Here is a 25,970-nt window from a genome sequence, read left to right on the forward strand (position 1 = left end):
GATTGTTACATTTGTGGCTTCAAAATTCAATTATCAATTTCAAACATAGTATTATGAGCATACCAGCAAATTTAAAGTATACAAAAGATCACGAATGGGTTAGCATCGAAGGAGACGTTGCAACTGTAGGAATTACTCATTTCGCTCAAAAAGAGTTAGGAGATATAGTGTATGTTGAAGTAGAAACTTTAGATCAGACACTTGATAAAGATGAGGTTTTTGGTACGGTAGAAGCTGTAAAAACAGTATCTGATTTATTCTTGCCTTTGACAGGAGAAATTATTGCTTTTAATGATAGCTTAGAAAGCGCACCTGAAACAGTTAATTCTGATCCTTACGGAGCTGGATGGATGATTAAAATAAAAATTGCTGATGCATCAGAAATAGATTCTTTATTATCTGATGAAGCTTACAAACAACTTATCGGTGCCTAAACAACTTCTTTTAATTTGGGCAATTATTTGTTCAGGTATCATTACTTATTTTTGTTTAACAAACTCAGGTAATATCCCGGCGATAAATTTTCCAAGCATAGATAAAATTGTTCATTTTTGTTTTCATTTTGGATTTACAGTTTCCTGGATTTTGTTTTTCAAAAAAGAGCTGAAAGGAAAAGAGGCTAACGATTATAAAGCCTACCTTATTTCGTTTATATTTTCTGTTTTTTTTGGAATTACAATCGAAATTTTGCAAGGTGTATTAACGACAACGAGAACCCCTGATGTGACAGATGTTTTATCAAATGCAATTGGGGCAACCATTGCAGTTTTTTCTGCAATAGCTTTTAGGAAGCAAATCGATAAAATAATAGGAATATAATTACCCACTTCGGTGGGTTTTTTTATTACCAAAAATCAAGCTTAATAAGGAACGTTTTTATTTGGAATTAAAATGTATTTTTGTCAAAATTGATTTAGTAGCAAAGTCATGAATATAAAGCAATATTTAGATTCAACCTATTTGAAAACTGCTTCCCAGGCCGGGCTCTCGGAAGAGGAAAATATTGACGTTGTTAAAAAGGTAATTCAGGAAGCAATTACAGAAGGTTTTAAACTGATTATGATAAGGCCTGAATATGTGAGTTTAGCTAAAGAAATGATTTTGAAAGCTAATTCAAATTTGCTTGTTGGTACAGTTATAGATTTTCCTGAAGGTAAAGCATCGATTGAAGATAAGATTAAAGAAGCAAATCAGGCAATTGAAAACGGTGCCGATGATTTAGATTTCGTCTGTAACTATGAAGCTTTCAAAAATGGAGAAATTGCTTTAGTGAAACAAGAAATTGTTTATGGCACACAAATCGGATTAGCACATAATAAAACAGTAAAGTGGATAATTGAAGTTGCAGCTTTAAATGATAAAGAAATTATGCAATTGTCTGCCTTGATAAAAAATGTAGTTATATCAAATTTTAAGGAAGAAGATTATGCTTCTGTTTTTGTGAAATCATCAACAGGTTTTTATAAAACTGAAAATGATTTACCAAACGGAGCAACAATGCAATCGATCATCATAATGTTAGAAAATGCATCTCCTTTGCCAATAAAAGCAGCCGGAGGAGTAAGGTCTTATAAAGATGCAATTAAAATGATTGGTTTAGGAGTTAAACGAATCGGTACGTCAGCAGCAAAAGAAATTGCAAACGATGAGAATGCCCCAAATGAATATTAAATAAAAACCAAAATTGACGTGAATAAGATTTTTTTATCTTTTATTTTTACAATTACTACACTATTTGTCTTCTCGCAAGAAACTAATAATTCTTCTGTAAAACCAGGCTTCACAACAGAACAGTTTCCTGTTTTTCCAAATTGCGAAAATTTAGAATCTAAAAAACTGGAAAATTGTTTTTATAAAGAAGTTCAGGATTTCGTCTTTCAGAATTTCCAGGTTCCTGAAAATTTAAAACAAACCAATTATAAAGGTGAGGTAAAAGTTCTTTTTGAAGTTGATGCTACTGGTGTATTTAAAGTGATTTATGTAAATACCTCAAATGATGGATTATCTGAAGAAGCAAAAAGAGTTTTTGGTCAATTTCCTCAGATTAAGCCATCAACGTATAATGGAAGGCCGACTTATTCAAAATATACAATTTCAATTGGTATTCCGCTAAAAAGCGCGGAGCAGATTGAGTCGGAAGCTTTGGCGGCTGCTGAGATTTTAAAACCAGTCGAAAAGCCAATGACGGAACTAGATAGTATAGTTTATAAAAAATACAATAATCCTGAATTCGAAAGTCATTTAAATATTCCGTTTTCCCATAGTTATTATGCGCAATTCGATGGCGCCATGAATCAGGTTGGGAGTAATAATCATACAGCCTCTAAGCCGTATACTTATGCTGAGGTTTCAAAATATTATAATTTGAAAGCAGTTAATGAATCGCTTCAAAAAAAGGTTTCAACCTGGTTAGGTAGAAAATGGTGGAATGAAAATTTGGTTCAGATTCAAGGCGAAGATTATTGGTTAACTTTAAATCCTATAGTTGATTTGCAAATGGGTAAAGCATCAGATCTTGATGCTTCATATACTTATGTGAATACACGTGCTTTAAATTTTAGAGGAGGTTTGGGAAAACAGATCAATTTTACAACCACGGTATTTGAAAGTCAGGGTAGATTTGCGGGTTATTTTAATGATTATGCAGAAACATTAAAGCCTTCAGGAGGAAATCCTGCAATTATCCCCGGAGTTGGTATTGCAAAAAGATTTAAAACAGATGCATACGATTTTCCTTTGGCGGAAGCCAATATTACCTATGTGCCAAGTAAGTTTTTTGATTTGCAGTTAGGTTATGGAAGGAATTTTATTGGAGATGGTTATCGTTCATTATTAGAAAGTGATGGAGCTAGTCCATATCCGTATTTTAAAATTAATACGACTTTTTGGAAAATAAAATATACGAACACCTATATGTGGTTAAAAGATGTTCGTCCCGAAGTTACGGTTGAAAAAACATATGCATCAAAATTTATGGCAAATCATTACCTGAGCTGGAATGTTTCGAATAAACTAAACTTAGGTTTTTTTGAATCTGTAGTTTGGACCGATAGCAACAATAGAGGTTTTGATGTCAATTTTGTTAACCCAATTATTTTTTACCGTACAGTTGAGTTTGCATCATCGTCTAAAAGCGGAAATGCGCTCTTAGGATTTACTGCTAAGTATAAATGGAACAATAATGTTAATTTATATGGTCAATTCTTGTTGGATGAATTTTCAGTTGGAGATATGGCAGCAGGAGAGCAAAGCTGGAAAAATAAATTTGGCTATCAATTGGGTGCAAAATACTTTAATGCCTTTAATATAAAAGATTTATTAGTGCAGTTAGAATACAATCATGTACGTCCGTATGTCTATTCTCATAGTGCTATTATAACAAATTATGGTCATAATAATCAAAGTATTGGACATCAATGGGGAGGAAATTTTAATGAGCTTTTGGTAATTGGCCGCTATCACAAAGGACGTTATTATGCAGATGGAAAAATTACAGTTGGTACAAGAGGTCTTGATTTTGATACGGCACAGGATAGTTATAATTACGGCGCTAATATTTACAAGAGTTATGATGAAAAACGACCTTATGATAAAGGTGTGAAAGTAGGCCAAGGGAATAAAACAAGTGTTTTTATTGCTGACATTCAGGGAGGGTATGTTATAAACCCAATGACAAATTTAAAGTTGTTCGGTAGTTTTATTTATAGAAATTTTGATCCGACGCAAGAAACAGCTACAACATTCAAACAAAGCACAACTTGGTTCACCATCGGATTGCGTTCAGATATCTTTAATTGGTATTTTGATTACTAGTATTAATAAGATTTTTCGAAATAATTGTGTTAAAGATTTGCAAGTCCTTATTTTATAAAGGTTTTATTGAAAAAAATCTAATTTTATACTCAGGAATTCTACAATCTAATTTGTACATTTGCACCACTCAAAAAAACATACAAACAAGAACGGTTTGAATACTACAAAAAATACATTCTCATTTAAATCAATATTTCAAGATTTCAAAGAAATAACTAAAGCAGGATTAGCTATTAGTGTTTTGTTTTCCTCAATTGCGGGATATTTATTAGGTGTAAATGATGAGCATCCTTTTAAATGGAGTGTTTTGGCAGTTTTGTCTATTGGAGGATATTGTATGGTTGGGGCTTCTAATGCTTTTAACCAGGTAATTGAAAAGGATATTGATTCCTTAATGGATCGCACAAAAAATCGCCCTGTACCATCTGGACGAATGTCTCCAAAAATGGCATTATTTGTCGCAAGTTTACTAACTATTTTAGGAATTGGCTTGTTGTATTCAATAAATGCAAAGTCGGCAATGTTTGCTGCAATTTCAATATTTTTATACACAAGTATTTATACACCATTAAAAACGGTAACTTCGTTGTCAGTTTTTGTTGGTGCATTTCCGGGTGCAATTCCGTTCATGTTAGGATGGGTAGCGGCTACGGGAGAATTTGGTATTGAAGCCGGAACCTTATTTTTAATTCAGTTTTTCTGGCAGTTTCCTCATTTTTGGGCTATAGGATGGTTTTTATATGAAGATTATGAAAAAGCTGGAATCTTTATGCTTCCAACAGGTAAAAAAGATAAAGGTACTGCGTTACAGGTTATTTTATATACAGTTTGGTTAATAATAGCTTCGTTATTGCCTGTTTTAGGTTATACAGGCCAGTTGTTTATTACACCAATTGCTGCAATTTTAGTGTTTTTATTAGGTTTATGGATGTTGTTTTACGCAGTACGTTTGTATCAGTTGCGAACTGCAAAAGCAGCAAGAACATTAATGTTGGTAAGTGTTTCGTATATATCTTTACTTCAAATAGTATATATAGTAGATAAATTTTTAAGATAGTTATGGAAATGACAATGACAACAAGTGAGGAGCAATTAAGAAAATCAAAATCGGCAAAACTGATTTTATTGTTCGCCATGGTAAGTATGACCATGATGTTTGCAGGGCTTACAAGTGCGTTTGTAGTAAGTAAATCAAGAGCTGATTGGTTGAAGAATTTTGAACTACCAACAGCATTTTATTATAGTACAGCTGTTATTATAGGTTGCAGTGTTACTTTTTATTTGGCTAAAAAGGCCATTCAAAAAGATAACAGAAGCGCGACAACAGCATTGCTTTTAGGAACATTGGCTTTAGGAATATTATTTGTGATTTTGCAATTTGTAGGTTTTGGGCAAATCGTAGAAAGTGGTTATTATTTTACAGGAGAAGGTAGCTCAATTACTACAACTTTCCTTTATGTAGTTACCGTTACGCACTTATTACACTTGGCTGGTGGACTAATTTCACTTTTAATTATAATTTATAATCATTTTAAACAAAAATACAATTCGACTCAAACTCTTGGTATAGAACTAGGTGCGATGTATTGGCACTTTTTGGATTTATTATGGGTATATTTATTTTTATTTTTATATTTCTTTAAATAAGAAAAAAACGTAAATTTGGGAACTTTTTAACGAATATCTTTTATGGAAGCGACAGTTACTACTGCAAATAACGACGAAAAAACTTGGGGAGGCGGAGACATCCAGCCATTAGGAGCAAGTTATGGTAAAATGATGATGTGGTTTTTTATCGTATCAGATGCCTTGACATTCTCTGGATTCCTTGCTGCTTATGGTTTTTCTAGATTTAAATTTATTGAAACATGGCCTTTGGCTGATGAAGTGTTTACTCACTTCCCATTTATGCATGGCGTTTCGGCTCCTATGTATTATGTGGCCTTAATGACTTTTATTTTGATTTTCTCATCTGTAACAATGGTTTTGGCTGTTGATGCTGGTCATCAATTGAAAAAAACAAAAGTTGCAATTTATATGTTCTTAACTATTATTGGAGGTTTAATCTTCGTTGGGTCTCAAGCCTGGGAGTGGAAAAACTTCATTAAAGGAGAATATGGTGCAGTAGAAACAGCAGGTGGAAGTTTATTGCAGTTTGTTGATGCACAAGGAAACAGAGTAGCTCTTGAAAAGTTTGCTGTAAAATTACCGGAGCAACAAGAAGAACTAACCAGAGCTAAAGGAAAATGGTTCATGGAAAGTGCTGAGACAGTACCAACTTATTCAGTTGCTGAAGTACAGGCTGGTTTTAAAGCGCATCCTGAATTATTAATAAGAACGGAGCAACTTACTGATAAAAAGAAAAAAACAGTATTAACAAGAGCAGAATCTGAGTCTCGTTTAAGTACTGCTAAATATGTAGTAGAAGGCGCAAACTTAACAAGAAATGAGTACGGAAGTAAATTATTTGCTGATTTCTTCTTCTTCATTACAGGATTCCACGGATTCCACGTATTTTCTGGGGTTATTATCAATATCATCATTTTCTTTAATGTATTATTGGGAACTTATGAAAAAAGAAGAAGCTACGAAATGGTAGAGAAAGTTGGTTTATACTGGCACTTTGTCGATCTAGTTTGGGTATTTGTATTTACAGTTTTCTACTTAGTTTAATTTTAGATTTTAATTATTATGTCACACGAACACGTATCAAATACAAGAAGAATCTGGTTTGTTTTTGCATTATTATCAGTAGTAACTACAGTAGAGGTTATTCTGGGTATTGTTAAACCTGGGTTTTTAGAATTTAATCATTTTGTAGGTTTGAATTTGTTGAACTGGATTTTCTATATCCTTACAATTTTCAAAGCTTATTATATAGTATGGGCATTTATGCACATGGAAGGTGAAAAAAGCAGCCTTAGATGGTCTGTTGTTTCGCCAGTTATTTTCCTAGTTTTATATTTATTGTTTATTCTATTGACAGAAGGACATTATATTTATGGGGTTTTTAAAGATTCTACTATTAAATGGAATTTTTAACATGATATTAATTCGAAAAGAAGCTCCGTTTAACGGAGCTTTTTTTATTTTTGTACTTCAATAACTTCCGTTAATATAATGAAAAAAAATATAGTTCTCTTTGTACTTTTTGTTCTGCCGATTGTAGCTTATTTATTTTTTGCTTCAGGAGTAAACAGTTTTACCAAACTTCCAACCATAACTCCTAAAATTGCGGATCTTGGTAATTGGAAATCACTAAAAGGCGAAAAAGTAACCTTAAATAATAAAATAACTATTCTTGGTTTTTCTGGTTCTGAAATTTTAAAAAACAGAGGTAACTTTTTCAATTTAAACGAAAAAATTTATCAACGTTACAATGGTTTCAAGGATCTGCAGTTTGTAGTTATTTGCCCTTTAGGAACAGAAAATGATGCTCAGAAAATTGTAGAATCATTAGGTGCATTTACTGATGTTTCAGGCTGGCATTTTGTTTTTGCCTCTCCACAGGAAATTAAAACCTTTTATGATCAATTGCATTTAAAAGGAAAACTGGATCAAAATCTTGGCACATCAAATGTTTATATTGTAGATAAAGAGCGAAATTTAAGAGGTAGAAAAGGTGTTTCTAAAGATAAAAAGGACGAGTACAAAGAAGGTTATAATACTTTTCATCCGTCTGAGTTAAGCAATGAAATGCTTGATGATTTTAAAATCATTTTATATGAATATCGTGCTGCTCTTAAAAAGAATCATAATGCCACAAAAGAACTTTAATCTTTAAAATATGTTGAAAAACAAATCATATATCGGAATTTCGTTTATTATTTTAATTTTCGGAATTTATGCAGTGCCAAAAATTGTGGACAGAATAAAAAACGGCGAAGTTGTAAAAGGAAATCGTTTGGATAATGTAGGTTTAAAAACTTCGAAATCGGATGCTAAATTATTAACTATTGGACCGGCTCCTAAATTTGAACTAACGAATCAGGATAATGCTAAAATATCAAATCAAACTTATAAAGGAAAAGTATATGTTTTGGAATTTTTCTTCACAACATGCCCTTCTATTTGCCCAAAGATGAATTTGAGCATGTTAGAAATTGAGAAAACATTTTTTGGAAATCCTAACTTCGGAATCGTGTCTATTACAATCGATCCTGGTCATGACACGCCACAAGTCTTAAAAGATCATGCTAAATTACTTGGTGTGAAATCATCAAACTGGAATTTCTTAACGGGTGATAAAGCTACCATTATGGACTTGTCAAACAAAGGATTTAATTTGTATGCTGGTGAAAATGCTAAAGTAAATGGTGGTTTTGAGCATTCCGGTTTATTTGCTTTAATTGATAAAGATGGGAATATTCGTTGTAGAAAAGATGAATTTGGAAACCCGATTTTATATTACGACGGACTAGATAAAAAAGGAGTTAGAGATATTCAGGAAGATATTAAAATATTATTAGAAGAATAAAAATGGAAGATCATTCATTAGAAAAAAAATTTAGCAAGTTTATTATTGCCGTTTCAATTATAATTCCGGTTGTAGTTGGAATTTTATTCGGAATCAAATTAAAAGATTTCGGAATTAATGTTGAACCACTTTCATTTTTGCCCCCAATTTACGCAACAACAAATGGTATTACTGCAATAGTTTTGGTTTGGGCAGTGATTTCTATTAAAAACGGTAAACGTAAATTACATGAACAATTAATGACTTTTGCTATTATGTTGTCCGTTGCTTTTTTAGTAATGTATGTTGCCTATCACATGACGGCTGATTCTACTAAATTTGGAGATTTAAATCACGATGGAATCCTTGATTTGGCAGAAACCGCTAAAATTGGCGCAATACTTTATGTGTATTTCATCATTTTAATTACCCATATTTTATTATCAATCGCTATTATTCCGCTAGTATTAATTACTTATGTGAGAGCCTTGGCGCAACGTTTTGACAGACATAAAAAAATAGCTAAAATAACTTTCCCGCTTTGGTTGTATGTCGCGGTGACCGGTGTTGTAGTTTACTTAATGATTTCTCCTTATTATGCATAAAATAGAAAATAGAATAAAGAATAAAGAAAATAGAATAGAAAATAGAAACGGAGTTAGAAATTTAATCTCAACTAAATGTTTTTATGTTCTTTTCTCTATATTCTTTTCTCTTGCAGCTAATGCTCAATGCGCTATGTGTCGAGCAGCTCTTGCGGGAGATTCGAATGTGAAAAAAGCTGAAGCTGTAAATGATGGAATCGTCTATTTGATGGTAATTCCGTATTTACTTGTGGCAGTTATAGGCGTTCTGATATATAGAATGTATCAATCAAAAAAGAAAAAAGCAGTATAATTTTATACTGCTTTTTTTTGATTTATAGTTGCAAGTCTATTTTAATCCATCAACAGAAACATTCACTGTTCCGTTTATTTTTATAAAAGCAATAATAGCCTGATTGGTTAACTGAATTTTGTCAAACTGAATGTCCTCCATTTTTCCATTTACAAATACACCTGGCATCGGAGAATAGTTTTTAAGATAGGTTGCCATGCTTTTTTTGCCTTCTTCTAAATTGGGTTGTATAGAATAGCGACAACTTTCTTCCATTTTTCTTAAAATGTATCCCTGACCTAACCAACTGGCAGTACGCATTAATTTACTTTTGGTGTCTAAAACATAATCAAGTTTCTCAAAATAAATTTCTTTTGTCTGTAAATTGTATTGTGGAAATCCGTTTAAATAAAGTGTTCCGTTTATTGATCCTAAAACATCTAGCGCAATTACCATTTTTCCGTCTTTGTGCCAGATCGTAACGTTTTTCACGGTTATTTTTTTGCTTCCTGAACCAAATTCCTGACCTGCAAAATTTTTAGTCATTATTTTAGAGGCATCAATATAAGTTGAAATTGCTGCAATATTGGCTGAAATCTGATTTGGAATTTTTACTACCGGTTTTAAAACAATTTTATTGGCATTAAATTTAGATTCGGGCTGTTTGCCAACAATAGTTTCCATGTTGCACTTGATTCCCATATCCAATAAAAACAAATCATTTTTAAGTTTTGCATTGGTTGAATAAATTTCAACAGGAGTAATTCGAAGCCAGCTTTCGTAAGTATCACTCATTTGAAATGGTGTGCATATTTTTTCTAAAGCAGATAAAACATTCGGTTTAAAGTCCATTGATTTTTCTATCGCTTCATCGATTTTCTTTTCAATCTTCGATTTAAAAATAGAAATAGCAGGATTTACCAAATAAGTTATAGGCATGCTTTTTCCAAAAACCAACATTGTTGGGCTTTCGTTCCAATCTAATGATTTGAATTCGGTTTTGGTATTTAATTTCCAATTCGTCAATGCCACCTCACTAGATAAGGTAATTATTCCATTTAAATTAAACTCACGAGTATCGTAAAGTTCGACGCCAAGTTTTTTTGTTCCAATCCTGTATTTAATAGTCGCTTTTAGAGGAAGAATTGTTTTTATTTTTTTATCTGGATTTGCAGGGTCATTTTGAATTTTTATTGGAGCCTGTTTCCAGATTTTCATTTCAATATCATCATCTTCGATGTTATTGTCTTCATAAATTAATCCAGTTAAAATCGAATTTGTCTGATTTTCAATATCAGTCAGTTTTACTGTTATTGGCAAGTTAATAAAGGATGGATTCGCATCATAAACTAGCGGACTTGCATCATCTGGTTCAGGTTTTAATGTTTCTAATTTTTGAGAAGTAGAGCAGCTAACAAATATTGTAAGTGTCGTAAATAAAGAAAGAATTGAAAAAAACTTCATCATTAATGTTTTTTTTATGTGAGGCAAAATTAAGAAAACAATTAAATTATTTTAATAAAGTGTAACAATTGAAACTTACTGCCGTCTTATTTAGATACTGAAACGGAATTATTAACGTTTTGTTATCATAATTTACTTATAAAAAATATTATTATTGTTTTAAAATTTAACAATACCATGATCGAAATCAAAGATTTGCACAAATCCTATAAAATGGGAAGTTCTGAATTGCATGTGTTAAAAGGAATAAACTTTAATATTGAAGAAGGCGAGTTAGTTGCTATTATGGGATCTTCCGGATCTGGAAAATCTACACTTCTTAATATTTTAGGAATTTTGGACGAGGCTGATTCTGGTAGTTATATTTTAGATAAAACCCCAATAAAAAAATTGAATGAAACGATTGCTTCTAAATACAGAAATAAGTTTTTAGGATTTGTTTTTCAATCTTTCAATTTGATTAATTATAAAAGCGCACTGGATAATGTTGCAATGCCATTGTATTATCAAGGCGTAAAAAGAAAAGAGCGATATGAAATTGCCATGAGATATTTGGAGAAAGTAGGTTTGGGTTCGCATTCGCATCATTTACCGAACGAACTTTCGGGAGGTCAAAAACAGCGTGTTGCAATCGCCAGAGCATTAGCTTCAAATCCAAAAGTTTTGCTGGCAGATGAGCCAACAGGAGCTTTAGATACCAAAACTTCTTACGAGGTTATGGAACTTATTCAAGGAATTAACGATGAAGGAAAAACGATTCTCATTGTTACACACGAACCTGATATTGCCGCAATGTGCAAAAGAAATGTGGTCCTGAAAGATGGATTAATTATCGATGATAAAAAGGTAGAACAAGTTAGAGCTTCATCTTATGTTTAATATTGAGCGTTGGCAAGAAATATTCGAAGCAATCTCTAAAAACAGACTAAGAACATTCCTAACAGGTATTTCTGTGGCTTCGGGAATTTTTATTTTAGTGATTTTGCTTGGTGCGGGTAAAGGACTTCAGAACGGAATTGAAAAACAATTCGAACGTGACGCTGCAGGAATTATTGAAGTTTGGTCCGGAACGACAACTAAGGAATACAAAGGATTAAATCCGGGGCGACAAATTCAGTATAGAGATGCTGATTATAATCAATCTGTACAGAAATTTGATGATAAACTAGATATGAGAGCTGCAACCTATAATTTTTGGGGCGCTCCATTTTCGTACGGAAAAGAATCTGGAAGTTATCAATATAGAGGTGTTACTCCCGATTATGGTGCAGTCGAAAATCTAAATATAGTTCAGGGAAGATATGTAAACAGTTCAGATTTGGCCAATAATGAGAAAGTGGCTTGTATTGGGATGAAAATTAAAACGGATCTGTTTAAAGATAAAGATGCTTTAGGAAAAGAAATCATAATCAATGGTATTAATTTTAAAGTAGTTGGCGTTTTTACTGATCCGGGAGGAGAAAGAGAAGAAGCGAGAGCGTATTTGCCTTTAACTACTGTACAAAGAGCTTTTGGCGGTGGAGATAAAATAAGCAATTTGTTTTTTACAATGAAAAAAACAAATGATTATGATGAAGCCTTAGCGCAATCTAAAAAATTCACCCAAGATTTGAAAAATTTGCTTAAAAGCAGAAATATGGTAGCTCCTGAAGATGATGGTGGTGTAGGTGTTTATAATTCGGTTGAGGATGCTAAGCAATTTTATGATTTGAATCTTTACATCAGATTGTTCTTTTGGTGGGTAGGAATTTGTACTATCATTGCCGGAGTTGTTGGAGTTAGTAACATTATGTTGATTATTGTAAAAGAAAGAACAAAAGAAATTGGAATTAGAAAAGCACTTGGTGCATCTCCGTTTTCAATCATTTCAATGATTCTTCATGAGTCGATTTTCATCACTACTATTGCTGGCTTTGTTGGTCTTTTAGCAAGTTTATTATTGTTGGAATTTGTTGGTCCGATGGTACAAAGTGAATATTTCCAACATCCCGAAGTCGATTTTAGTGTAGCATTGACAACACTTGCTTTACTTGTATTTGCTGGAGCATTAGCAGGATTTTTTCCGGCATACAGAGCGGCCAAAATAAAACCTATTGTAGCACTTAGAGACGAATAATTATGTTTAAGAAAGATAATTGGGACGAGATTTTACAAGCCTTAACCGCTAATGTGTTTAGAACAACTCTAACTGCATTTGGTGTGTTTTGGGGTATATTTATTTTGGTAATATTATTGGCGGCCGGAAATGGGTTAGAAAATGGTATCAAAAAAGGTTTTGACGGAATTGCCACAAATACTATGTTTATGTGGAGCCAGACAACATCTAAAGCATATAAAGGTCTACCTAAAACACGTCGTTATGATTTTAGAAATAGTGATGTTGCAGCATTAAAAGCGGCTTTGCCTGATTTATTATACGTTTCACCAAGAAATCAATTAGGAGATTTTAACGGAACAAATAATGTAGTGCGCGGTACAAAAACTTCGGCATTTACTGTTTATGGTGATTATCCGGAGTTGATTAAACAACAACCAATGGATATCATAAAAGGACGTTTTATCAATCAGCAGGATATTCTTGAGAAAAGAAAAATTGCAGTGATTGGAAAAGGCGTTATAAGTGAATTGTACGGAAAAGAAGAAGAAGCAATTGGAACTTACATAAAGGTAAATGGAATTAATTTTATGGTAGTTGGTGTTTATCATTCTAAACAACAAGGTGGAAATGCCGAACAGGAACAAAAAAATATTTTTGTCCCATTTACAACTTTCCAACAGGCATTTAACTATGGAGATAAAGTGGGTTGGATGGCACTTACTGCAAAAGATGAAACATCTATAACAGATTTAAAACCTAAGATTCTGGAATTAATTAAATCGCTTCATTCCATAAATCCGAAAGATGACAGAGCAGTTGGTAATTTTGATTTATATGAGCAATTTAATAAAGTGCAGAGTTTGTTTAATATCTTAAAAATCATTGCTTATTTTGTAGGAACGCTGGTTTTGATTTCAGGTGTTATCGGAATTTCGAACATTATGCTTATTGTAGTTAAAGAACGTACCAAAGAAATTGGAATTCGAAGAGCTTTAGGTGCAACACCTGGCGCTATTCGTGGACAAATTTTATCTGAGTCAATATTTTTAACTATCATTTCAGGAATGTTTGGGATTGCAGTGGCAACCGGTATTATTGCCCTCTTAAATATGGCGCTGGATTCGATGCCCCCCGGCAGTAATACAATGTTTGCCAACCCAAGTGTAGATTTACGAGTTGTATTTGTAGCATTATTAATATTAGTAGGATCAGGTTTGTTGGCAGGATTTATTCCGGCGCAGACCGCAATTAATGTAAAGCCTGTAGATGCTTTACGAACAGAATAAATTATCAATCAAAATATAATCGATTAAACCAAAAACAAAATGAAAAAAGGAGTAACCGTAACCATTTTAATCTTTATTGCTTTAGTTTTCTTTGGCGCACTTTATTATTTGTATGCCAAAAATCAAGAGTCGCCAATCGTTTTTAAAACCGAGAAAGCAGAGATTAAAACGATCGTAAAAACCACCATTGCAACTGGTAATATTCAGCCTGATGAAGAGGTCCTAATCAAACCAAACATTTCAGGTATTATAGAAGAAGTATATATCAAAGCTGGTGAGAAAATTAAGGCAGGCGACATGATTGCTAAAATTAGGGTTGTTGCCAATGTATCTAATGTAAGCAGTACTCAAAATCAGGTACAAACTGCTAAAATTGCATTAGATAATCAGGAAAAAATTTATAAAAGACAAAAAACCTTATTTGAAAAAGAGGTAATCTCTGCTAACGATTTTGATGCAGCTCAATTGGCTTATACTCAGGCGAAACAAAATTATCTAGCTGCAAGACAAAGTTTGGATATTGTAAAAACCGGAACAACAACGTCATTAGGAAGCTATGCTAATACTTTAATTCGTTCAACTGTAAACGGAATGGTTTTAGCAGTTCCTGTAAAAGTTGGAAATCAGGTTATTGAAAGTAATAACTTTAATGAAGGAACTACAATTGCCAGCGTTGCAGATGTTGGAAGAATGATTTTTATTGGAAAAATCGATGAATCTGAAGTAGGGAAAATCAAAATTCAAATGCCTATTGAAATTACTGTTGGTGCGATCGAGAATAAAAAATTCGATGCTGTTCTGACGGATATTGCTCCAAAAGGTGTAGTCGAAAATGGTGCTATTCAGTTTGAAATAAAAGCTTCTTTAGAAAACAGAGATGCTACTTTTATCAGAGCTGGATTAAGTGCAAATGCTTCTATTATTTTAGAGAAAGCAGATAAAGTTTTAGCGATCAAAGAATCATTAGTTCAATTTGACAAAAAAACTCAAAAGCCTTATGTTGAAATCGAAACAGCTCCTCAGAAATTTCAAAGAAAAGATTTGATTCTGGGAGTTAGTGACGGAATATACGTTCAAGTTAAAAGCGGTATCAAGGATTCAGACAAAATAAAAATCTGGAATCAGGGCTTGATCAGCGAAGGAGAAGAAAAAAAATAATTTGAAAGTATAAAGATTTTTTTGGGTTTATAAAATGTTAAATTTGCATAGTGTATTCGCTGTGCTTTCATTCAAAATATATGAAAATAAATAGATATAATAGTCTTGTTTTTGCTTTGCTTTTTGGTTTTGCATTATCTGGCCAGGCACAAACAAAACAATGGACACTGGAAGAATGTGTACGATATGCACTAGATAATAATATCACAATAAAATTATCAGAACTAGATGTAAAAAATGCTGATATCGATAAAAAAGATGCTTTTGGGAATTATCTTCCGTCAGTAAATGGAAATGCTTCACACTCCTGGAATATTGGTTTGAATCAGGACGTTACGACAGGTCTTTTGCGTAATCAGACAACGCAATATTCATCTGTAGGATTGAATGCAGGAGTTGATATCTACAAAGGTTTGCAGATCCAAAATACATACCGAAGAGCGAAACTTTCGATCATAGCTTCACAATATCAATTGTTGAAAATGCAAGAAGACATTTCGCTTAATGTTGCTAATGCATTTCTTCAAATTTTATCTTACAAAGAGGAGTTGAAAGTAAAGAAAGAACAACTTTCTATTGATGATAAAAGATTTAAACGTTCAGAAGAAATGGTAAACGCAGGAACAATTCCGCGTGGGGATTTATATGATTTGAAAGCAACATTGGCAACAGATCAGCAAGCCATAATTATTGCCGAAAATAATTTATTGATATCTAAATTAAGTTTAGCTCAGCTTTTACAATTGAAAGAATTTGCAGATTTTGATGTGATAGATGATACCAATGCAAAAGATGAAAACAACATCATGGCGCAAAGTCCAATTGATATTTACAATAAGGCAAAAGAAACGAGAACAGAATTAAAACTGGCACAGACTAATCTTGAAATTGCTGAGAAGAATGTAGCCATTGCAAAGGGAGCTTATCAACCTACACTTTCTGGTTTTTATGGTTTTAATACCAGAGCCAGTTATAGTGATAAGGTTATTGGAGTAGATGGTAATGGTGATCCTATTTTAGGAGGACCAGATCCGGTTTTTCAACAATTTAGTGATAATAAAGGACACAATTTCGGATTTCAGTTGAATGTTCCAATTTTTAATGGTTTCTCAGTTCGAAATAATGTAGAACGAAATAAAGTTAATTTAGAAAAATCTAAAATAGATTTAGAACAAAAAAGTTTAGATTTGCAACGTAACGTTTATACTGCTTTTACAAATGCAAAAGGAGCATTAAATACATATGAATCATCAACTGTAACTTTAGAAGCAAGACAACAAGCGTATAATTATGCTAAAGAAAAGTATGATGTAGGTTTAATGAATTCATTTGATTTTACACAAGCTCAGACATTATTGACAAATGCGCAGTCTGATGTTATTAGAACGAAATACGATTACATGTTTAAGATAAAAATACTTGAATTCTACTTTGGAATTCCAATTGTCCCAATTATTACAAAATAATTTATTATGTCAAAAAAAACAGTTTATTTCTTAATAGGAGGCGCAGTAGTTATTATTGCAGTTTTAGTAGGTCTTTCGAAATCGGGAGTAATAGGAAATAAGGATGAGGGAAAAGAAGTAGAAATTTCAAAAGTAGTGGCTTCAACTATTGTCGAAACGGTTTCGGCAACAGGGAAAATTCAGCCGGAAATTGAGGTGAAACTTTCATCAATGGTTTCGGGTGAAATTATTGCATTGAATGTAAAAGAAGGACAGGTTGTTAAAAAAGGTGACTTATTGGTAAAAATAAATCCGGATTTGTATACATCAGGATTGGATCGATCTGTTGCTAATTTGTCAGGAACCAAGGCTAGTTTATCACAATCTGAAGCAAATTTCAAAGAAGCAAAAGCGAGTTACGAACGTAACAAAACTTTATATGATAAAGGAGTAATTTCTAAGTCTGATTGGGATAAATCAATTGCAACTTTTGAAGTTGCTAAAGCTACCAGACAAAGTTCATATTATAATGTTCAGAGTGCTTCGGCATCTGTAACGGAGGCAAAAGATAATTTAGGACGTACACTAATTTATGCTCCTGCAGATGGAACTATTTCTGTGTTAAATGTTGAATTAGGAGAGCGTGTTTTAGGTACGCAACAAATGGCTGGAACAGAGCTTTTGAGAGTGGCAAACCTAAACAACATGGAAGTTGAAGTCGATGTTAATGAAAATGACATTGTGAAAGTAAAAATTGGAGATGAAGCCAATGTTGAAGTAGATGCTTATCTAAAAAAGAAATTTAAAGGTATTGTAACCAGTATTTCTAATTCAGCAAGCACTACGCTGACTTCAGATCAAGTTACTAATTTCAAGGTTAAAGTTCGTATTTTAAAAGAATCTTATCAGGATTTATTAGAAGGTCAGCCAAGCTCTTATTCTCCATTTAGACCGGGAATGACTGCGACAGTTGATATTCTGACAAAAACTAAAGCTAATGTGTTAGCAGTGCCTATTAGTTCAGTAGTTGTAAAATCGGATACTGCAGCTGTTAAGGATTTTACGGTAGAAGATCCTAATGAGAAAAAAGTAGTATCAAAAAGCGATAAAAAATTCGAATGTGTTTTTGTAAAAGTAGGCGATAAAGCTAAAATCAGAATCATTAAAACTGGTATTCAAGACGATACTAATATAGAGGTAATGTCAGGATTAAAATCAGGAGATGTTGTGATAACCGGACCATATACGACGGTTTCAAAAGAATTGAATTCTGGTGATAAGGTAAAGCTTAAAAAAGCTGATGCTCCCAAAAAATAAATATAATAATCTTAAAAAATAAATACTTTGTCTTTTATTCTCAATATCGAAACTGCTACAAAAAATTGTTCTGTAGCAATTGCAAAAAATGGTGAAACAATTTTATGTAAGGAAATTGCAGAAGAAGGATATTCCCATGCCGAAAAACTTCATGTTTTTATTGAAGAAGCAATTGCCGAATCCGGAATCACAGTTCAGGATTTAGTTGCAATTGCCGTAAGTCAGGGACCTGGTTCATATACAGGTTTACGAATTGGAGTTTCGGCAGCAAAAGGATTGTGTTTTGCATTGAATATTCCGCTGATTGCTGTGGATACATTACAAACTTTGGCTTCTCAGGCGAAAGTAGCTGACGGAAAAATAATTCCGATGCTTGATGCCAGAAGAATGGAAGTTTATAGTGAAATTTTTAATGTTAGCCTGGAAGTTGAAAGAGAAATTCAGGCAGAAGTTATAACAGAAGATTCTTTTAAAGATTTTACTGAAAAATTGTATTTCGTAGGAGATTGTGCTAATAAATGCAAAGCTGTTCTAACAAAAGATAATTTTATTTTTCTGGAGGATATAAAATACCCTTCAGCTTCAGCAATGAGTAAAATCAGTTTCGATAAATATCAAATAAGCGACACTGTAGATGTCGCTTATTTTGAACCTTATTATTTAAAAGATTTTATGATGGCGCCTCCATCAAAAAAGCAATAAAATCCTTTTATTTTTGTAACGTATAGGGTTGAACTGAAATTCCGGCTTCATCCAAAGCTGCTTTGCAATTCTCTAAAGTTTCAGAAAAAACAGCTCCATAATTAGCATTTTTAGCCCACGGACGTACTGAAAATTCTACAGCACTAGCTGTTAGGTTTTTTACAAAAACTTCTGGAGCAGGCTTCTTTAGTACTTTAGGGTTTTTATTTAAAACATCTAAAAGAACTTCCTTAGCTTTCTTAATATCAGAATCATACGAAACTGCAAAAGTCAAATCGGCTCTTCTTTCTCCCTGCATGGAGTAATTAATAATCGTACCATTAGATAATGCACCGTTTGGCACAAAAACAGTTTGATTGTTAGCAGTAAGCATTTTGGTAACAAAAATTTGAATTTCGCTTACAGTTGCTATTACGCCTTGAGCTTCGATAGTATCGCCAACTTTAAAAGGTTTAAAAACGATAATTAACATTCCTCCGGCAAAATTAGAAAGTGAACCTTGCAATGATAAACCAACTGCAAGTCCCATTGCTCCCAGAATAGCAACAAATGATGAAGTTTCTATACCCAATTTTGAGATAAAGGTCACAAATAATAAAATTCTAAGTGCCCAAATTAAGATGTCTGAAAGGAATTTTGTTAATGTAGGATCCAGGTTTCTTTGGACCATTATTTTTATAATAATTCTATTTATTAATCTGATGGCATAGATACCAACAAATAAAATTAGAAATGCCGAGATTAATTTTGGCGCATAATCAACTAATACGTCAATGAATTTAGTAGCGTAAGTACTAATTTGTTCTGGACTCATCATGTTTATCGAATAAAAAAACCTTCTCAAAACGAGAAGGTGTATTGGTAATGCAAATATAAAGATATTTATTTTTATTAGAAAAAAATGACGTTTTTATTCCTTGTCAGCAACTTCGTCAGTAGCCTTTTCTTCGATAGTGGCTGCTGTTTCACTTGCATCAACTACGGTTTCTGAGGCAACAGTTTTAGTTTCGCTGGTTAATTCACCTGCTTTTTCTTTTACAGAATCAATAACCTCACTAATAGAATCTGTTGCTTTTTCTACATATTCACTAACAATGTCTTTTGCCTGACCAGCATATTCCACAGCGCTATCAAGTAAAGGTTCTGAAGCTTCTTTAGCTTTGGCAATTGTTTCTTCTGCAAAAGTTTCTGCTTTTTCAATATAAGGTGTAGCAGCTTCTTTAGCTTGCTCAAAAGTAGTTTCAGCCTGAGTGGCTAAATCTGTAGCAGATTCTTTGGCTGAGCCAAATAAATTTTTGAAAAATGAAGATAATCCCATGGTTTTATAATTGATTGGTTAAAGTTACAATATTAAACTTTTTTACAGAATTATAGTATTATTGTTGAAATAATTTATTGAAAGTTAGCGAGATATGATGTAATGAAAAAAGCGCTCACCATTGGCGAACGCTTTACTTAATTTTTTAAGTTTATTGTTTATGCATTTAAAGCTTCAACTTTAATACCTTCATCATTTAACATGCTCTTTAACATGTTTTCGATTCCACTTTTTAAAGTAAAAGTAGAAGATGGACATCCGCTACAAGCACCTTGCAAAATAACTTTTACTGTTTTGTCATTTTCGTTATAAGAATCGAATGCAATATTTCCTCCATCAGCAGCAACTGCCGGTTTTACATATTCTTCTAAGATATTGATGATTTGTTGTGAAGTTACATCCAGTTTATCAAAAGCCTCATCTTTAGTAACATCATTTTTTGTTGTTACTTCAATTAAACTTTCATCTAAAACAGTTCCTCCGTTTTCGATAAATTGTTTGATAAACGTTCTCACTTCTAAAGTGATTTCATCCCAGTCGTTAATATCATATTTAGTAACCGAAATGTAATTTTCATCAATAAAAACCTCTTTTACATAAGGGAATTTGAATAATTCTTTTGCTAAAGGAGAAGAAGCAGTCTGGTCAATATTTTTATATTCCACCGGATTTCTGGTTAGCATTCTGCTTACAACAAATTTTAATGCCGCCGGATTTGGAGTTGTTTCTCCATAAACAGTAATGGGCTGTTTTTTAGCTTTGTTTTCATCTATTTTAATGATGACACCACCTTTGTCTACAAATGCTGCTATTTGTTCTGCAACAGCATCTTGTACGTCTTCCCATTCTACAATGCTGTATCTTTCAATAGCGATGAAATTTCCAGAAATATAAACTGTTTTTACAAATGGTAAATAAAATAATTGTTGTGCTAATGGTGATTCTTGTGCTTCATCAATATTCTTAAATTCAAAATTTTGATTTTGGGTGATGAAATCTTCAAATTCAAATTTTAATATAGTTGGATTTTGAGTTTCTCTTATGGTGATTTTTGTCATGATTTGTAATTTTTTACAAATTTAGTAAAGTTATTTTCTACTAATGGCTATATTTGGTTTTTTAATAAAATAATTAAGATTCTTATTATAACTAATCGGATTAAATTGAGAGTCTGTAATTAATTCAAACAAAAATGCCTTTATGGAACTTAGAATCAGGGTTTTATTTATCTTTTTATTAACTTCATTTTACTCTTTTTCCCAAGAAGGTATTCCTGTATATTCAGATTACTTATCAGACAACTATTATTTGATTCATCCCTCTATGGCCGGCGCCGCAAATTGTGCAAAAATAAGATTGACAGCCAGAAAACAATGGTTTGGTCAGGAAGATGCGCCATCTCTCCAAACGTTGAGCTTTAACGGTAGAATAGGTGAGAGATCAGGAGCCGGAATTATTGTTTTTAATGATAAAAATGGCTATCATTCTCAAAAAGGGGTAAAGCTTACTTACGCACACCATATCATGTTTTCCAGAGACGAGATCGATTTGAATCAATTATCTTTTGGTATTAGCGGTGCAGTAATTCAAAATCAATTAGATGAAACAACATTTGGAACTACATTTGATCCAATTGTTTCTGGTCAGATTCAAAAAGATTCTTATTTTAATGTTGATGTTGGTGCGTCTTATAATTATTTGAATTTTTATGCTCATGCGACTGTTCAGGGATTACTTGAAACCAGAAGAGATTTGTATACAGATTATGAAACTGACAACTTGAGAAAGTTTCTTTTGAGCGCCGGATACGTTTTTGGTAAAAGTGAAAATATTACCTGGGAACCTTCAGTTTTGCTTCAAATATTTGATCAGACCAAAGAGAAATCAATTGATCTAAATATGAAAGCTTACAAGAACATGGATTTTGGAAGTTTATGGGCAGCACTTTCTTATAGAAGGAGTTTTGATGGAGCACAATATGTTACAGGAAGCGGGGTTTCATCTCAAAACTTGCAATATTTTACGCCAATTATTGGTATAAATTATAAAAATTTTATGTTTGCTTACACCTATTCACAAGTGATGGGCGATGTGAAATTTGATACCGGAGGGTATCATCAAATTACTTTAGGAATCAATTTATTTTGTAAAAAGGAACGTTACGATTGTAATTGTCCGGCTATTAATTAATTTATTATGCTGATTAAGTCTGTAAACGGAAAATCGCCTTCAATTCCAGAAGATTGTTATGTTGCTGAAAATGCAACCATTGTTGGCGATGTGACATTTGGAGAATCTTGCAGTGTTTGGTTTAATGCTGTTATTCGCGGTGATGTTCACTTCATTAAAATTGGAAATAAGGTTAATATTCAGGATGGAGCGATTATTCATTGTACCTATCAAAAACACCCAACTATTATAGGAAACAATGTTTCAATTGGTCATAATGCAATAGTCCATGGCTGTACCATTCACGATAATGTTTTGATAGGAATGGGAGCAATTGTAATGGATAATTGTGTCGTTGAGAGCAATGCAATTGTGGCAGCTGGTGCCGTTGTAACACAAAATACTATTGTGACATCTGGAAGTATTTATGCCGGAGTTCCTGCCAAAAAAGTAAAAGATATTGACCAATCTGATTTTGCAGGAGAAATTGAGCGTATTTCAAACAACTACGTGATGTATTCAGGCTGGTTTAAGAACGAAGAATAAATTATAAATTGATCTTTTCGAAAAAGGTGTTTTTATAACTTTCACTTATAGGAATTCGTTTATCACTAATTAAAACCTTATTTTTCTGAATCGATTTCACATGTTTTATATTGATAATATAAGATCTGTGAATTCTCGAAAATCCTTTGCTTGACAGTAAATTTTCCAGTTTTATTAAACTGATTAAGGTCAGGGTAAACTTATTGTCTGTGGTATAGATTTTTACATAGTCTTTTAGGCCTTCAATAAATAAAATATCAGCAAAATTCATTTTCACATTTTCATATTCAGCTCTTACAAACATAAAATCCTGTTCTAATTCAGGAGCTGTAGTGCTCTCGGAAATAGCCTGAGCTGTAGCCGCAGGATTAAAGATTTGCTGAGCACGAACTACTGATTTTAGAAAACGATGAAATGGAATTGGTTTTACCAGATAATCAACCGCACCAAGGTTAAATCCTTCAACAGCGTAATCAGAATATGCTGTTGTAAAAATAATTAAAGGTTTTTTTTCTATAGTATTTAAAAATTCAATTCCCGAAAAATGAGGCATTTGAATATCCAGAAAAATCAAATCGATATTAGTCTGATTGATAAATGAAACGGCATCGATAGCGTTATTAAAAGTACTGACTAATTCTAACGAATCTACTTTTCGGACAAAATCTTCTAATAATTCAACCGCTAGAGGTTCATCATCTATAATTACACACTTCATCTATTTCAGTATTAGATTGTTAAATTTGTTTTGGTCTTCAAAAGTAGTTTTAAACCAGTAAATTAAGTTTTAAAGTTTTCATAAATTACAGGTTTAAATTTAAATTAAGTACTTACCGTTATGGTTTTGCTTAAGGTATAACCATCCATAATCAATCATTATTAATTTATTGTTGTTTGAATTTCATCTAATTTTAAATTTAAATGTACACGGTAATACTGATTGTCCTGCGTTATATCTAATTGATGGGCGTTTGGATAAAGCAAATCAAGGCGGTTTTTTATATTAGCCAGCCCAATTCCTGAATTTTCAGGGTCTTTTGTATAATCTTCAATGGTGTTTTCTATCCAGAAATCCAGACTGTTTTCATGTATGAAAATTTTAATTTTTACGTGAGCTGCCCCTTTATAATCGGTTCCGTATTTAAATGCATTTTCAACAAACGAAATCAACAACAATGGTTCTATGAATTTATTTCGGGTATCACCATGAACATTTATAACAATATCTTCAATGTCGTTAAGCCTTAGTTTTTGCAGTTCAATGTAATTTTGGATATAATTAATTTCTTTTTCTAAAGCCACCGTTTTATTATCAGTTTCATACAACATATAGCGCATTAATTCAGATAATGTTACGATGGCATCAGGGACCAAATCAGATTTTTTGTGTGCCAACGAATAAATACTGTTTAAAGAATTAAATAAAAAATGCGGATTAGTTTGCTTACGCAGATAAATTAATTCAGTATTTGTTCGGTGTGTTTCGGCAATTAGTTTGTTTTGTTGGTTATTGTAAAATTCTGTTAGTGTTCTAATTATGGCACTTATAGTTAAAATTAAAATATAAAATAATGAAGGGCCAATTTTAAAAAACAAAGGCTGTCTTCTTGCCATTATAATACGTCTTTCTCCTTTTATAAAATCAGTTGGGCCATCGGGCATTATTTTGGGAGGCAACATGTTTGCCGGTCTCAAATGATTGAATTCAGGAATGAAATAATTAATTCTGATTACCATAAAAAGAATAATAAGTGCTAAAACAAAAGCAAAATAAAGCCAGTATTTTTTTTCTAAAAGCAAGGCAGGCACCAAATAAAAATAGTTCAGATAAAACAAAACGATCCCGGTAAGCCATTGTACATAAAAATCATTGTTGATTCTAAACGGACTTTCGTAAAATTGAATTAGCGAGGTCAAAATAAAGAAAGTCCATATAATACTATGGAACAAAATTTTGTTTGAGCTGGTATTTTTGATGGTATCTATATTCATTTAGAATTTTATTTTTAATAAAATTAAATCATTTTTTGTTACCGTTGGGGATAAGTTTTTATTGAGTTTTTCGATTACAAAATTGCCTACTTTTAAGGCATCTTCTTCTGTTGTAAAGCTTTTAGTCTGGTTAATTACAGGTATAATAGATTGTTTAATTACTATTTTATCATTGCAGGCAATTGTATATCCCCAGCCGGTTGCTGTTTTGAATGATTCGATTTTAAAAGAACTTTTCTCTGTACAGGCGGCAAATGTCAAGGCAAGTAAAAGAAAGAGTAAATTCTTCTGGATTTTATTCCAGAAGAATTGTTTTTTTGTATTAATTGTCATCGTCATTTTGTTCCTCTAAAGGTTTAAACTCCCAGGCATCATCAAAATAGGTTGAGCCAACTCTTCCCAGCATATAAAAACCACGATTATTGATCGCAAAACCAACAGCGTCAGTTCTGGTAACACCTTCCATTGGCGTTCTTTCTACCCATAAATCTGTAGATGGATTATACTCCCAGACTGTTTTAATGCTTTCTCCACCTATAAGATATCCTAATCCATTCATGGCAAAACTTGATGCATTTGCACGAACAAGTGCATAATCATCATTGAATGATTCATCATCGTCATCGTCTTTATCAATATCACGTTTTCTTGTCCAGGTATCTGTAGCTGGATCAAATTCCCAAAAATCTTCCTGATAAGTTCCGTTGTTAATTCCAGTTCCTAAATATGCCTTGTCACCAATTACAAAAACGGTAGCATTACGTCTTTTATTTCCACTAAATCCGTTTACAAGCGTCCAGGTATTGGCCTGATCATTATATTGATAAAAATCTTTAAGATAGTTTCCATCATATCCGGTTCCAAAGTAAGCTTTTCCGCCAACCTGAAATCCTAATGCCCCATAACGTCCAGTTCCTCCAAAATCCGTTTTCTGAGTCCAGCTGTTGCTCGTAGGATCGTATTGGTAAAAATCTTTTAATTTGTTAGTTCCGTCGTATCCAAGACCTACATATCCTTTTTCATTTAATGTAAAACTTGATGCAGAACTTCTTCCTACTCCGGTAAAATCGGCTTTTTGTTCCCAATAATCTCCATTAGAGTTGTATGCCCATAAATCTTTCAAATAAACGTCTCCGGTATAACCTGTTGCTACAAATGCATAATCTCCAATAACAAAACTAGTAGCACTAGATCTTGCAGGTCCATCAAATGCTGATTTTTTAATCCAGTTTCCTATTAAATCATCATCTTCATCATCGTTGCTACAGCCCATAAAAAAGAGACTAGAAAACAGTGCTGCGAATAATATTCCTTTTTTTAAAATATTCAT

29 protein-coding genes are annotated in these 25,970 nt (G+C 32.6%); 21 read left to right on the forward strand and 8 right to left on the reverse strand.

What is annotated here, in order from left to right; translation table 11 throughout:
* The first annotated feature begins 53 nt into the window (after positions 1-53).
* From gcvH to AC1RRN_RS07140, 12 genes are all read left to right on the forward strand, one after another.
* On the forward strand, positions 54-434 hold the full coding sequence (gcvH, locus tag AC1RRN_RS07085) for a glycine cleavage system protein GcvH (protein ID WP_056188370.1): 381 nt from the start codon (positions 54-56) through the stop codon (positions 432-434).
* Positions 427-819, forward strand: a complete 393-nt coding sequence (locus tag AC1RRN_RS07090; RefSeq protein WP_492966640.1) for a VanZ family protein — start codon at positions 427-429, stop codon at positions 817-819. Before gcvH ends, AC1RRN_RS07090 begins: the two co-directional genes overlap by 8 nt.
* 108 nt (positions 820-927) lie before the next feature.
* A complete protein-coding gene (gene deoC, locus AC1RRN_RS07095) occupies positions 928-1,671 on the forward strand; it encodes a deoxyribose-phosphate aldolase (RefSeq protein ID WP_492966641.1) in 744 nt (247 codons plus the stop codon).
* A gap of 18 nt (positions 1,672-1,689) precedes the next feature.
* Positions 1,690-3,813 (forward strand): energy transducer TonB, encoded by a 2,124-nt coding sequence (locus AC1RRN_RS07100; RefSeq protein ID WP_492966642.1) that lies wholly within the window; start codon positions 1,690-1,692, stop codon positions 3,811-3,813.
* A 154-nt stretch (positions 3,814-3,967) separates the two neighbouring features.
* A complete protein-coding gene (cyoE, locus tag AC1RRN_RS07105) occupies positions 3,968-4,870 on the forward strand; it encodes a heme o synthase (protein ID WP_492966643.1) in 903 nt (300 codons plus the stop codon).
* Positions 4,871-4,872: 2 nt separating this feature from the next.
* On the forward strand, positions 4,873-5,460 hold the full coding sequence (locus tag AC1RRN_RS07110) for a cytochrome c oxidase subunit 3 (protein ID WP_492966644.1): 588 nt from the start codon (positions 4,873-4,875) through the stop codon (positions 5,458-5,460).
* Positions 5,461-5,502: 42 nt separating this feature from the next.
* Positions 5,503-6,486, forward strand: coding sequence for a cytochrome c oxidase subunit 3 (locus AC1RRN_RS07115; RefSeq protein ID WP_492966645.1), 984 nt, complete (start codon positions 5,503-5,505; stop codon positions 6,484-6,486).
* Positions 6,487-6,504: 18 nt separating this feature from the next.
* Positions 6,505-6,855 carry a cytochrome C oxidase subunit IV family protein gene (locus AC1RRN_RS07120; protein ID WP_192185990.1) on the forward strand — a complete coding sequence of 117 codons (351 nt, stop codon included), beginning with the start codon at positions 6,505-6,507 and terminating at the stop codon, positions 6,853-6,855.
* A gap of 78 nt (positions 6,856-6,933) precedes the next feature.
* Entirely contained in the window at positions 6,934-7,590 is a 657-nt protein-coding gene (locus tag AC1RRN_RS07125; RefSeq protein WP_492966646.1) for a hypothetical protein, read from the forward strand.
* Positions 7,591-7,600: 10 nt separating this feature from the next.
* Positions 7,601-8,290 carry an SCO family protein gene (locus tag AC1RRN_RS07130; RefSeq protein ID WP_492966647.1) on the forward strand — a complete coding sequence of 230 codons (690 nt, stop codon included), beginning with the start codon at positions 7,601-7,603 and terminating at the stop codon, positions 8,288-8,290.
* A 2-nt stretch (positions 8,291-8,292) separates the two neighbouring features.
* Complete coding sequence (locus AC1RRN_RS07135) at positions 8,293-8,874, forward strand: DUF420 domain-containing protein (protein ID WP_492966648.1); 582 nt, start codon at positions 8,293-8,295, stop codon at positions 8,872-8,874.
* Complete coding sequence (locus AC1RRN_RS07140) at positions 8,867-9,166, forward strand: hypothetical protein (protein WP_492966649.1); 300 nt, start codon at positions 8,867-8,869, stop codon at positions 9,164-9,166. The genes AC1RRN_RS07135 and AC1RRN_RS07140 overlap by 8 nt, the downstream gene beginning before the upstream one ends.
* A 36-nt stretch (positions 9,167-9,202) precedes the next feature.
* Here the strand turns inward: AC1RRN_RS07140 and AC1RRN_RS07145 are convergent, their stop codons facing one another.
* Positions 9,203-10,609 (reverse strand): DUF4403 family protein, encoded by a 1,407-nt coding sequence (locus AC1RRN_RS07145; protein ID WP_492966950.1) that lies wholly within the window; start codon positions 10,607-10,609, stop codon positions 9,203-9,205.
* Positions 10,610-10,786: 177 nt separating this feature from the next.
* On the opposite strand from AC1RRN_RS07145, the gene AC1RRN_RS07150 reads away from it, so the two are divergent.
* From AC1RRN_RS07150 to tsaB, 7 genes are all read left to right on the forward strand, one after another.
* Positions 10,787-11,488, forward strand: coding sequence for an ABC transporter ATP-binding protein (locus tag AC1RRN_RS07150; RefSeq protein ID WP_144215449.1), 702 nt, complete (start codon positions 10,787-10,789; stop codon positions 11,486-11,488).
* Positions 11,481-12,725, forward strand: coding sequence for an ABC transporter permease (locus AC1RRN_RS07155; RefSeq protein WP_492966650.1), 1,245 nt, complete (start codon positions 11,481-11,483; stop codon positions 12,723-12,725). The genes AC1RRN_RS07150 and AC1RRN_RS07155 overlap by 8 nt, the downstream gene beginning before the upstream one ends.
* A 2-nt stretch (positions 12,726-12,727) precedes the next feature.
* Positions 12,728-13,993, forward strand: a complete 1,266-nt coding sequence (locus AC1RRN_RS07160; RefSeq protein WP_492966651.1) for an ABC transporter permease — start codon at positions 12,728-12,730, stop codon at positions 13,991-13,993.
* A gap of 39 nt (positions 13,994-14,032) precedes the next feature.
* Positions 14,033-15,151: an efflux RND transporter periplasmic adaptor subunit gene (locus tag AC1RRN_RS07165; RefSeq protein WP_492966652.1), complete on the forward strand. Its 1,119-nt coding sequence runs from the start codon at positions 14,033-14,035 to the stop codon at positions 15,149-15,151.
* Positions 15,152-15,231: 80 nt separating this feature from the next.
* Positions 15,232-16,617, forward strand: coding sequence for a TolC family protein (locus AC1RRN_RS07170; protein ID WP_492966653.1), 1,386 nt, complete (start codon positions 15,232-15,234; stop codon positions 16,615-16,617).
* Positions 16,618-16,623: 6 nt separating this feature from the next.
* Positions 16,624-17,913, forward strand: a complete 1,290-nt coding sequence (locus tag AC1RRN_RS07175; protein ID WP_492966654.1) for an efflux RND transporter periplasmic adaptor subunit — start codon at positions 16,624-16,626, stop codon at positions 17,911-17,913.
* A gap of 27 nt (positions 17,914-17,940) precedes the next feature.
* Positions 17,941-18,615 carry a tRNA (adenosine(37)-N6)-threonylcarbamoyltransferase complex dimerization subunit type 1 TsaB gene (tsaB, locus tag AC1RRN_RS07180; RefSeq protein WP_492966655.1) on the forward strand — a complete coding sequence of 225 codons (675 nt, stop codon included), beginning with the start codon at positions 17,941-17,943 and terminating at the stop codon, positions 18,613-18,615.
* Between the two features lie 7 nt (positions 18,616-18,622).
* On the opposite strand, the gene AC1RRN_RS07185 is transcribed toward tsaB, so the two are convergent.
* From AC1RRN_RS07185 to AC1RRN_RS07195, 3 genes are all read right to left on the reverse strand, one after another.
* Positions 18,623-19,429, reverse strand: coding sequence for a mechanosensitive ion channel family protein (locus AC1RRN_RS07185; protein WP_492966656.1), 807 nt, complete (start codon positions 19,427-19,429; stop codon positions 18,623-18,625).
* Between the two features lie 96 nt (positions 19,430-19,525).
* The gene (locus AC1RRN_RS07190; protein WP_492966657.1) at positions 19,526-19,933 is read right to left on the reverse strand and encodes a YtxH domain-containing protein; all 408 of its coding nucleotides are present in this window, start codon (positions 19,931-19,933) and stop codon (positions 19,526-19,528) included.
* 158 nt (positions 19,934-20,091) lie between these two features.
* Positions 20,092-20,991 carry a NifU family protein gene (locus AC1RRN_RS07195; protein WP_492966658.1) on the reverse strand — a complete coding sequence of 300 codons (900 nt, stop codon included), beginning with the start codon at positions 20,989-20,991 and terminating at the stop codon, positions 20,092-20,094.
* A 142-nt stretch (positions 20,992-21,133) separates the two neighbouring features.
* On the opposite strand from AC1RRN_RS07195, the gene AC1RRN_RS07200 reads away from it, so the two are divergent.
* Together AC1RRN_RS07200 and AC1RRN_RS07205 are read left to right on the forward strand one after the other, a co-directional pair.
* Positions 21,134-22,123: a PorP/SprF family type IX secretion system membrane protein gene (locus AC1RRN_RS07200; RefSeq protein WP_492966659.1), complete on the forward strand. Its 990-nt coding sequence runs from the start codon at positions 21,134-21,136 to the stop codon at positions 22,121-22,123.
* Positions 22,124-22,129: 6 nt separating this feature from the next.
* A complete protein-coding gene (locus AC1RRN_RS07205) occupies positions 22,130-22,648 on the forward strand; it encodes a gamma carbonic anhydrase family protein (RefSeq protein ID WP_056188236.1) in 519 nt (172 codons plus the stop codon).
* 1 nt (position 22,649) lies between these two features.
* On the opposite strand, the gene AC1RRN_RS07210 is transcribed toward AC1RRN_RS07205, so the two are convergent.
* From AC1RRN_RS07210 to AC1RRN_RS07225, 4 genes are all read right to left on the reverse strand, one after another.
* On the reverse strand, positions 22,650-23,366 hold the full coding sequence (locus AC1RRN_RS07210) for a LytR/AlgR family response regulator transcription factor (protein ID WP_492966660.1): 717 nt from the start codon (positions 23,364-23,366) through the stop codon (positions 22,650-22,652).
* A 161-nt stretch (positions 23,367-23,527) separates the two neighbouring features.
* A complete protein-coding gene (locus AC1RRN_RS07215) occupies positions 23,528-24,640 on the reverse strand; it encodes a sensor histidine kinase (protein WP_492966661.1) in 1,113 nt (370 codons plus the stop codon).
* A complete protein-coding gene (locus tag AC1RRN_RS07220; protein WP_492966662.1) occupies positions 24,641-24,973 on the reverse strand; it encodes a DUF4907 domain-containing protein in 333 nt (110 codons plus the stop codon).
* Entirely contained in the window at positions 24,963-25,970 is a 1,008-nt protein-coding gene (locus tag AC1RRN_RS07225) for a Kelch repeat-containing protein (RefSeq protein ID WP_492966663.1), read from the reverse strand. The genes AC1RRN_RS07220 and AC1RRN_RS07225 overlap by 11 nt, the downstream gene beginning before the upstream one ends.

The sequence above is a fragment of the Flavobacterium sp. GW821-FHT11G01 genome, assembly GCF_058808175.1.

What these genes read in the sequence shown, in the direction of transcription:
- gcvH (WP_056188370.1), top strand. Translation starts at nt 54, where the DNA reads ATGAGCATACCAGCAAATTTAAAGTATACAAAAGATCACGAATGGGTT.
- deoC (WP_492966641.1), top strand. Translation starts at nt 928, where the DNA reads ATGAATATAAAGCAATATTTAGATTCAACCTATTTGAAAACTGCTTCC.
- AC1RRN_RS07110 (WP_492966644.1), top strand. Translation starts at nt 4,873, where the DNA reads ATGGAAATGACAATGACAACAAGTGAGGAGCAATTAAGAAAATCAAAA.
- AC1RRN_RS07115 (WP_492966645.1), top strand. Translation starts at nt 5,503, where the DNA reads ATGGAAGCGACAGTTACTACTGCAAATAACGACGAAAAAACTTGGGGA.
- AC1RRN_RS07120 (WP_192185990.1), top strand. Translation starts at nt 6,505, where the DNA reads ATGTCACACGAACACGTATCAAATACAAGAAGAATCTGGTTTGTTTTT.
- AC1RRN_RS07125 (WP_492966646.1), top strand. Translation starts at nt 6,934, where the DNA reads ATGAAAAAAAATATAGTTCTCTTTGTACTTTTTGTTCTGCCGATTGTA.
- AC1RRN_RS07130 (WP_492966647.1), top strand. Translation starts at nt 7,601, where the DNA reads ATGTTGAAAAACAAATCATATATCGGAATTTCGTTTATTATTTTAATT.
- AC1RRN_RS07135 (WP_492966648.1), top strand. Translation starts at nt 8,293, where the DNA reads ATGGAAGATCATTCATTAGAAAAAAAATTTAGCAAGTTTATTATTGCC.
- AC1RRN_RS07140 (WP_492966649.1), top strand. Translation starts at nt 8,867, where the DNA reads ATGCATAAAATAGAAAATAGAATAAAGAATAAAGAAAATAGAATAGAA.
- AC1RRN_RS07145 (WP_492966950.1), bottom strand. Translation starts at nt 10,609, where the DNA reads ATGAAGTTTTTTTCAATTCTTTCTTTATTTACGACACTTACAATATTT.
- AC1RRN_RS07150 (WP_144215449.1), top strand. Translation starts at nt 10,787, where the DNA reads ATGATCGAAATCAAAGATTTGCACAAATCCTATAAAATGGGAAGTTCT.
- AC1RRN_RS07155 (WP_492966650.1), top strand. Translation starts at nt 11,481, where the DNA reads ATGTTTAATATTGAGCGTTGGCAAGAAATATTCGAAGCAATCTCTAAA.
- AC1RRN_RS07160 (WP_492966651.1), top strand. Translation starts at nt 12,728, where the DNA reads ATGTTTAAGAAAGATAATTGGGACGAGATTTTACAAGCCTTAACCGCT.
- AC1RRN_RS07165 (WP_492966652.1), top strand. Translation starts at nt 14,033, where the DNA reads ATGAAAAAAGGAGTAACCGTAACCATTTTAATCTTTATTGCTTTAGTT.
- AC1RRN_RS07170 (WP_492966653.1), top strand. Translation starts at nt 15,232, where the DNA reads ATGAAAATAAATAGATATAATAGTCTTGTTTTTGCTTTGCTTTTTGGT.
- AC1RRN_RS07175 (WP_492966654.1), top strand. Translation starts at nt 16,624, where the DNA reads ATGTCAAAAAAAACAGTTTATTTCTTAATAGGAGGCGCAGTAGTTATT.
- AC1RRN_RS07185 (WP_492966656.1), bottom strand. Translation starts at nt 19,429, where the DNA reads ATGAGTCCAGAACAAATTAGTACTTACGCTACTAAATTCATTGACGTA.
- AC1RRN_RS07190 (WP_492966657.1), bottom strand. Translation starts at nt 19,933, where the DNA reads ATGGGATTATCTTCATTTTTCAAAAATTTATTTGGCTCAGCCAAAGAA.
- AC1RRN_RS07195 (WP_492966658.1), bottom strand. Translation starts at nt 20,991, where the DNA reads ATGACAAAAATCACCATAAGAGAAACTCAAAATCCAACTATATTAAAA.
- AC1RRN_RS07200 (WP_492966659.1), top strand. Translation starts at nt 21,134, where the DNA reads ATGGAACTTAGAATCAGGGTTTTATTTATCTTTTTATTAACTTCATTT.
- AC1RRN_RS07205 (WP_056188236.1), top strand. Translation starts at nt 22,130, where the DNA reads ATGCTGATTAAGTCTGTAAACGGAAAATCGCCTTCAATTCCAGAAGAT.
- AC1RRN_RS07210 (WP_492966660.1), bottom strand. Translation starts at nt 23,366, where the DNA reads ATGAAGTGTGTAATTATAGATGATGAACCTCTAGCGGTTGAATTATTA.
- AC1RRN_RS07215 (WP_492966661.1), bottom strand. Translation starts at nt 24,640, where the DNA reads ATGAATATAGATACCATCAAAAATACCAGCTCAAACAAAATTTTGTTC.
- AC1RRN_RS07220 (WP_492966662.1), bottom strand. Translation starts at nt 24,973, where the DNA reads ATGACAATTAATACAAAAAAACAATTCTTCTGGAATAAAATCCAGAAG.
- AC1RRN_RS07225 (WP_492966663.1), bottom strand. Translation starts at nt 25,970, where the DNA reads ATGAATATTTTAAAAAAAGGAATATTATTCGCAGCACTGTTTTCTAGT.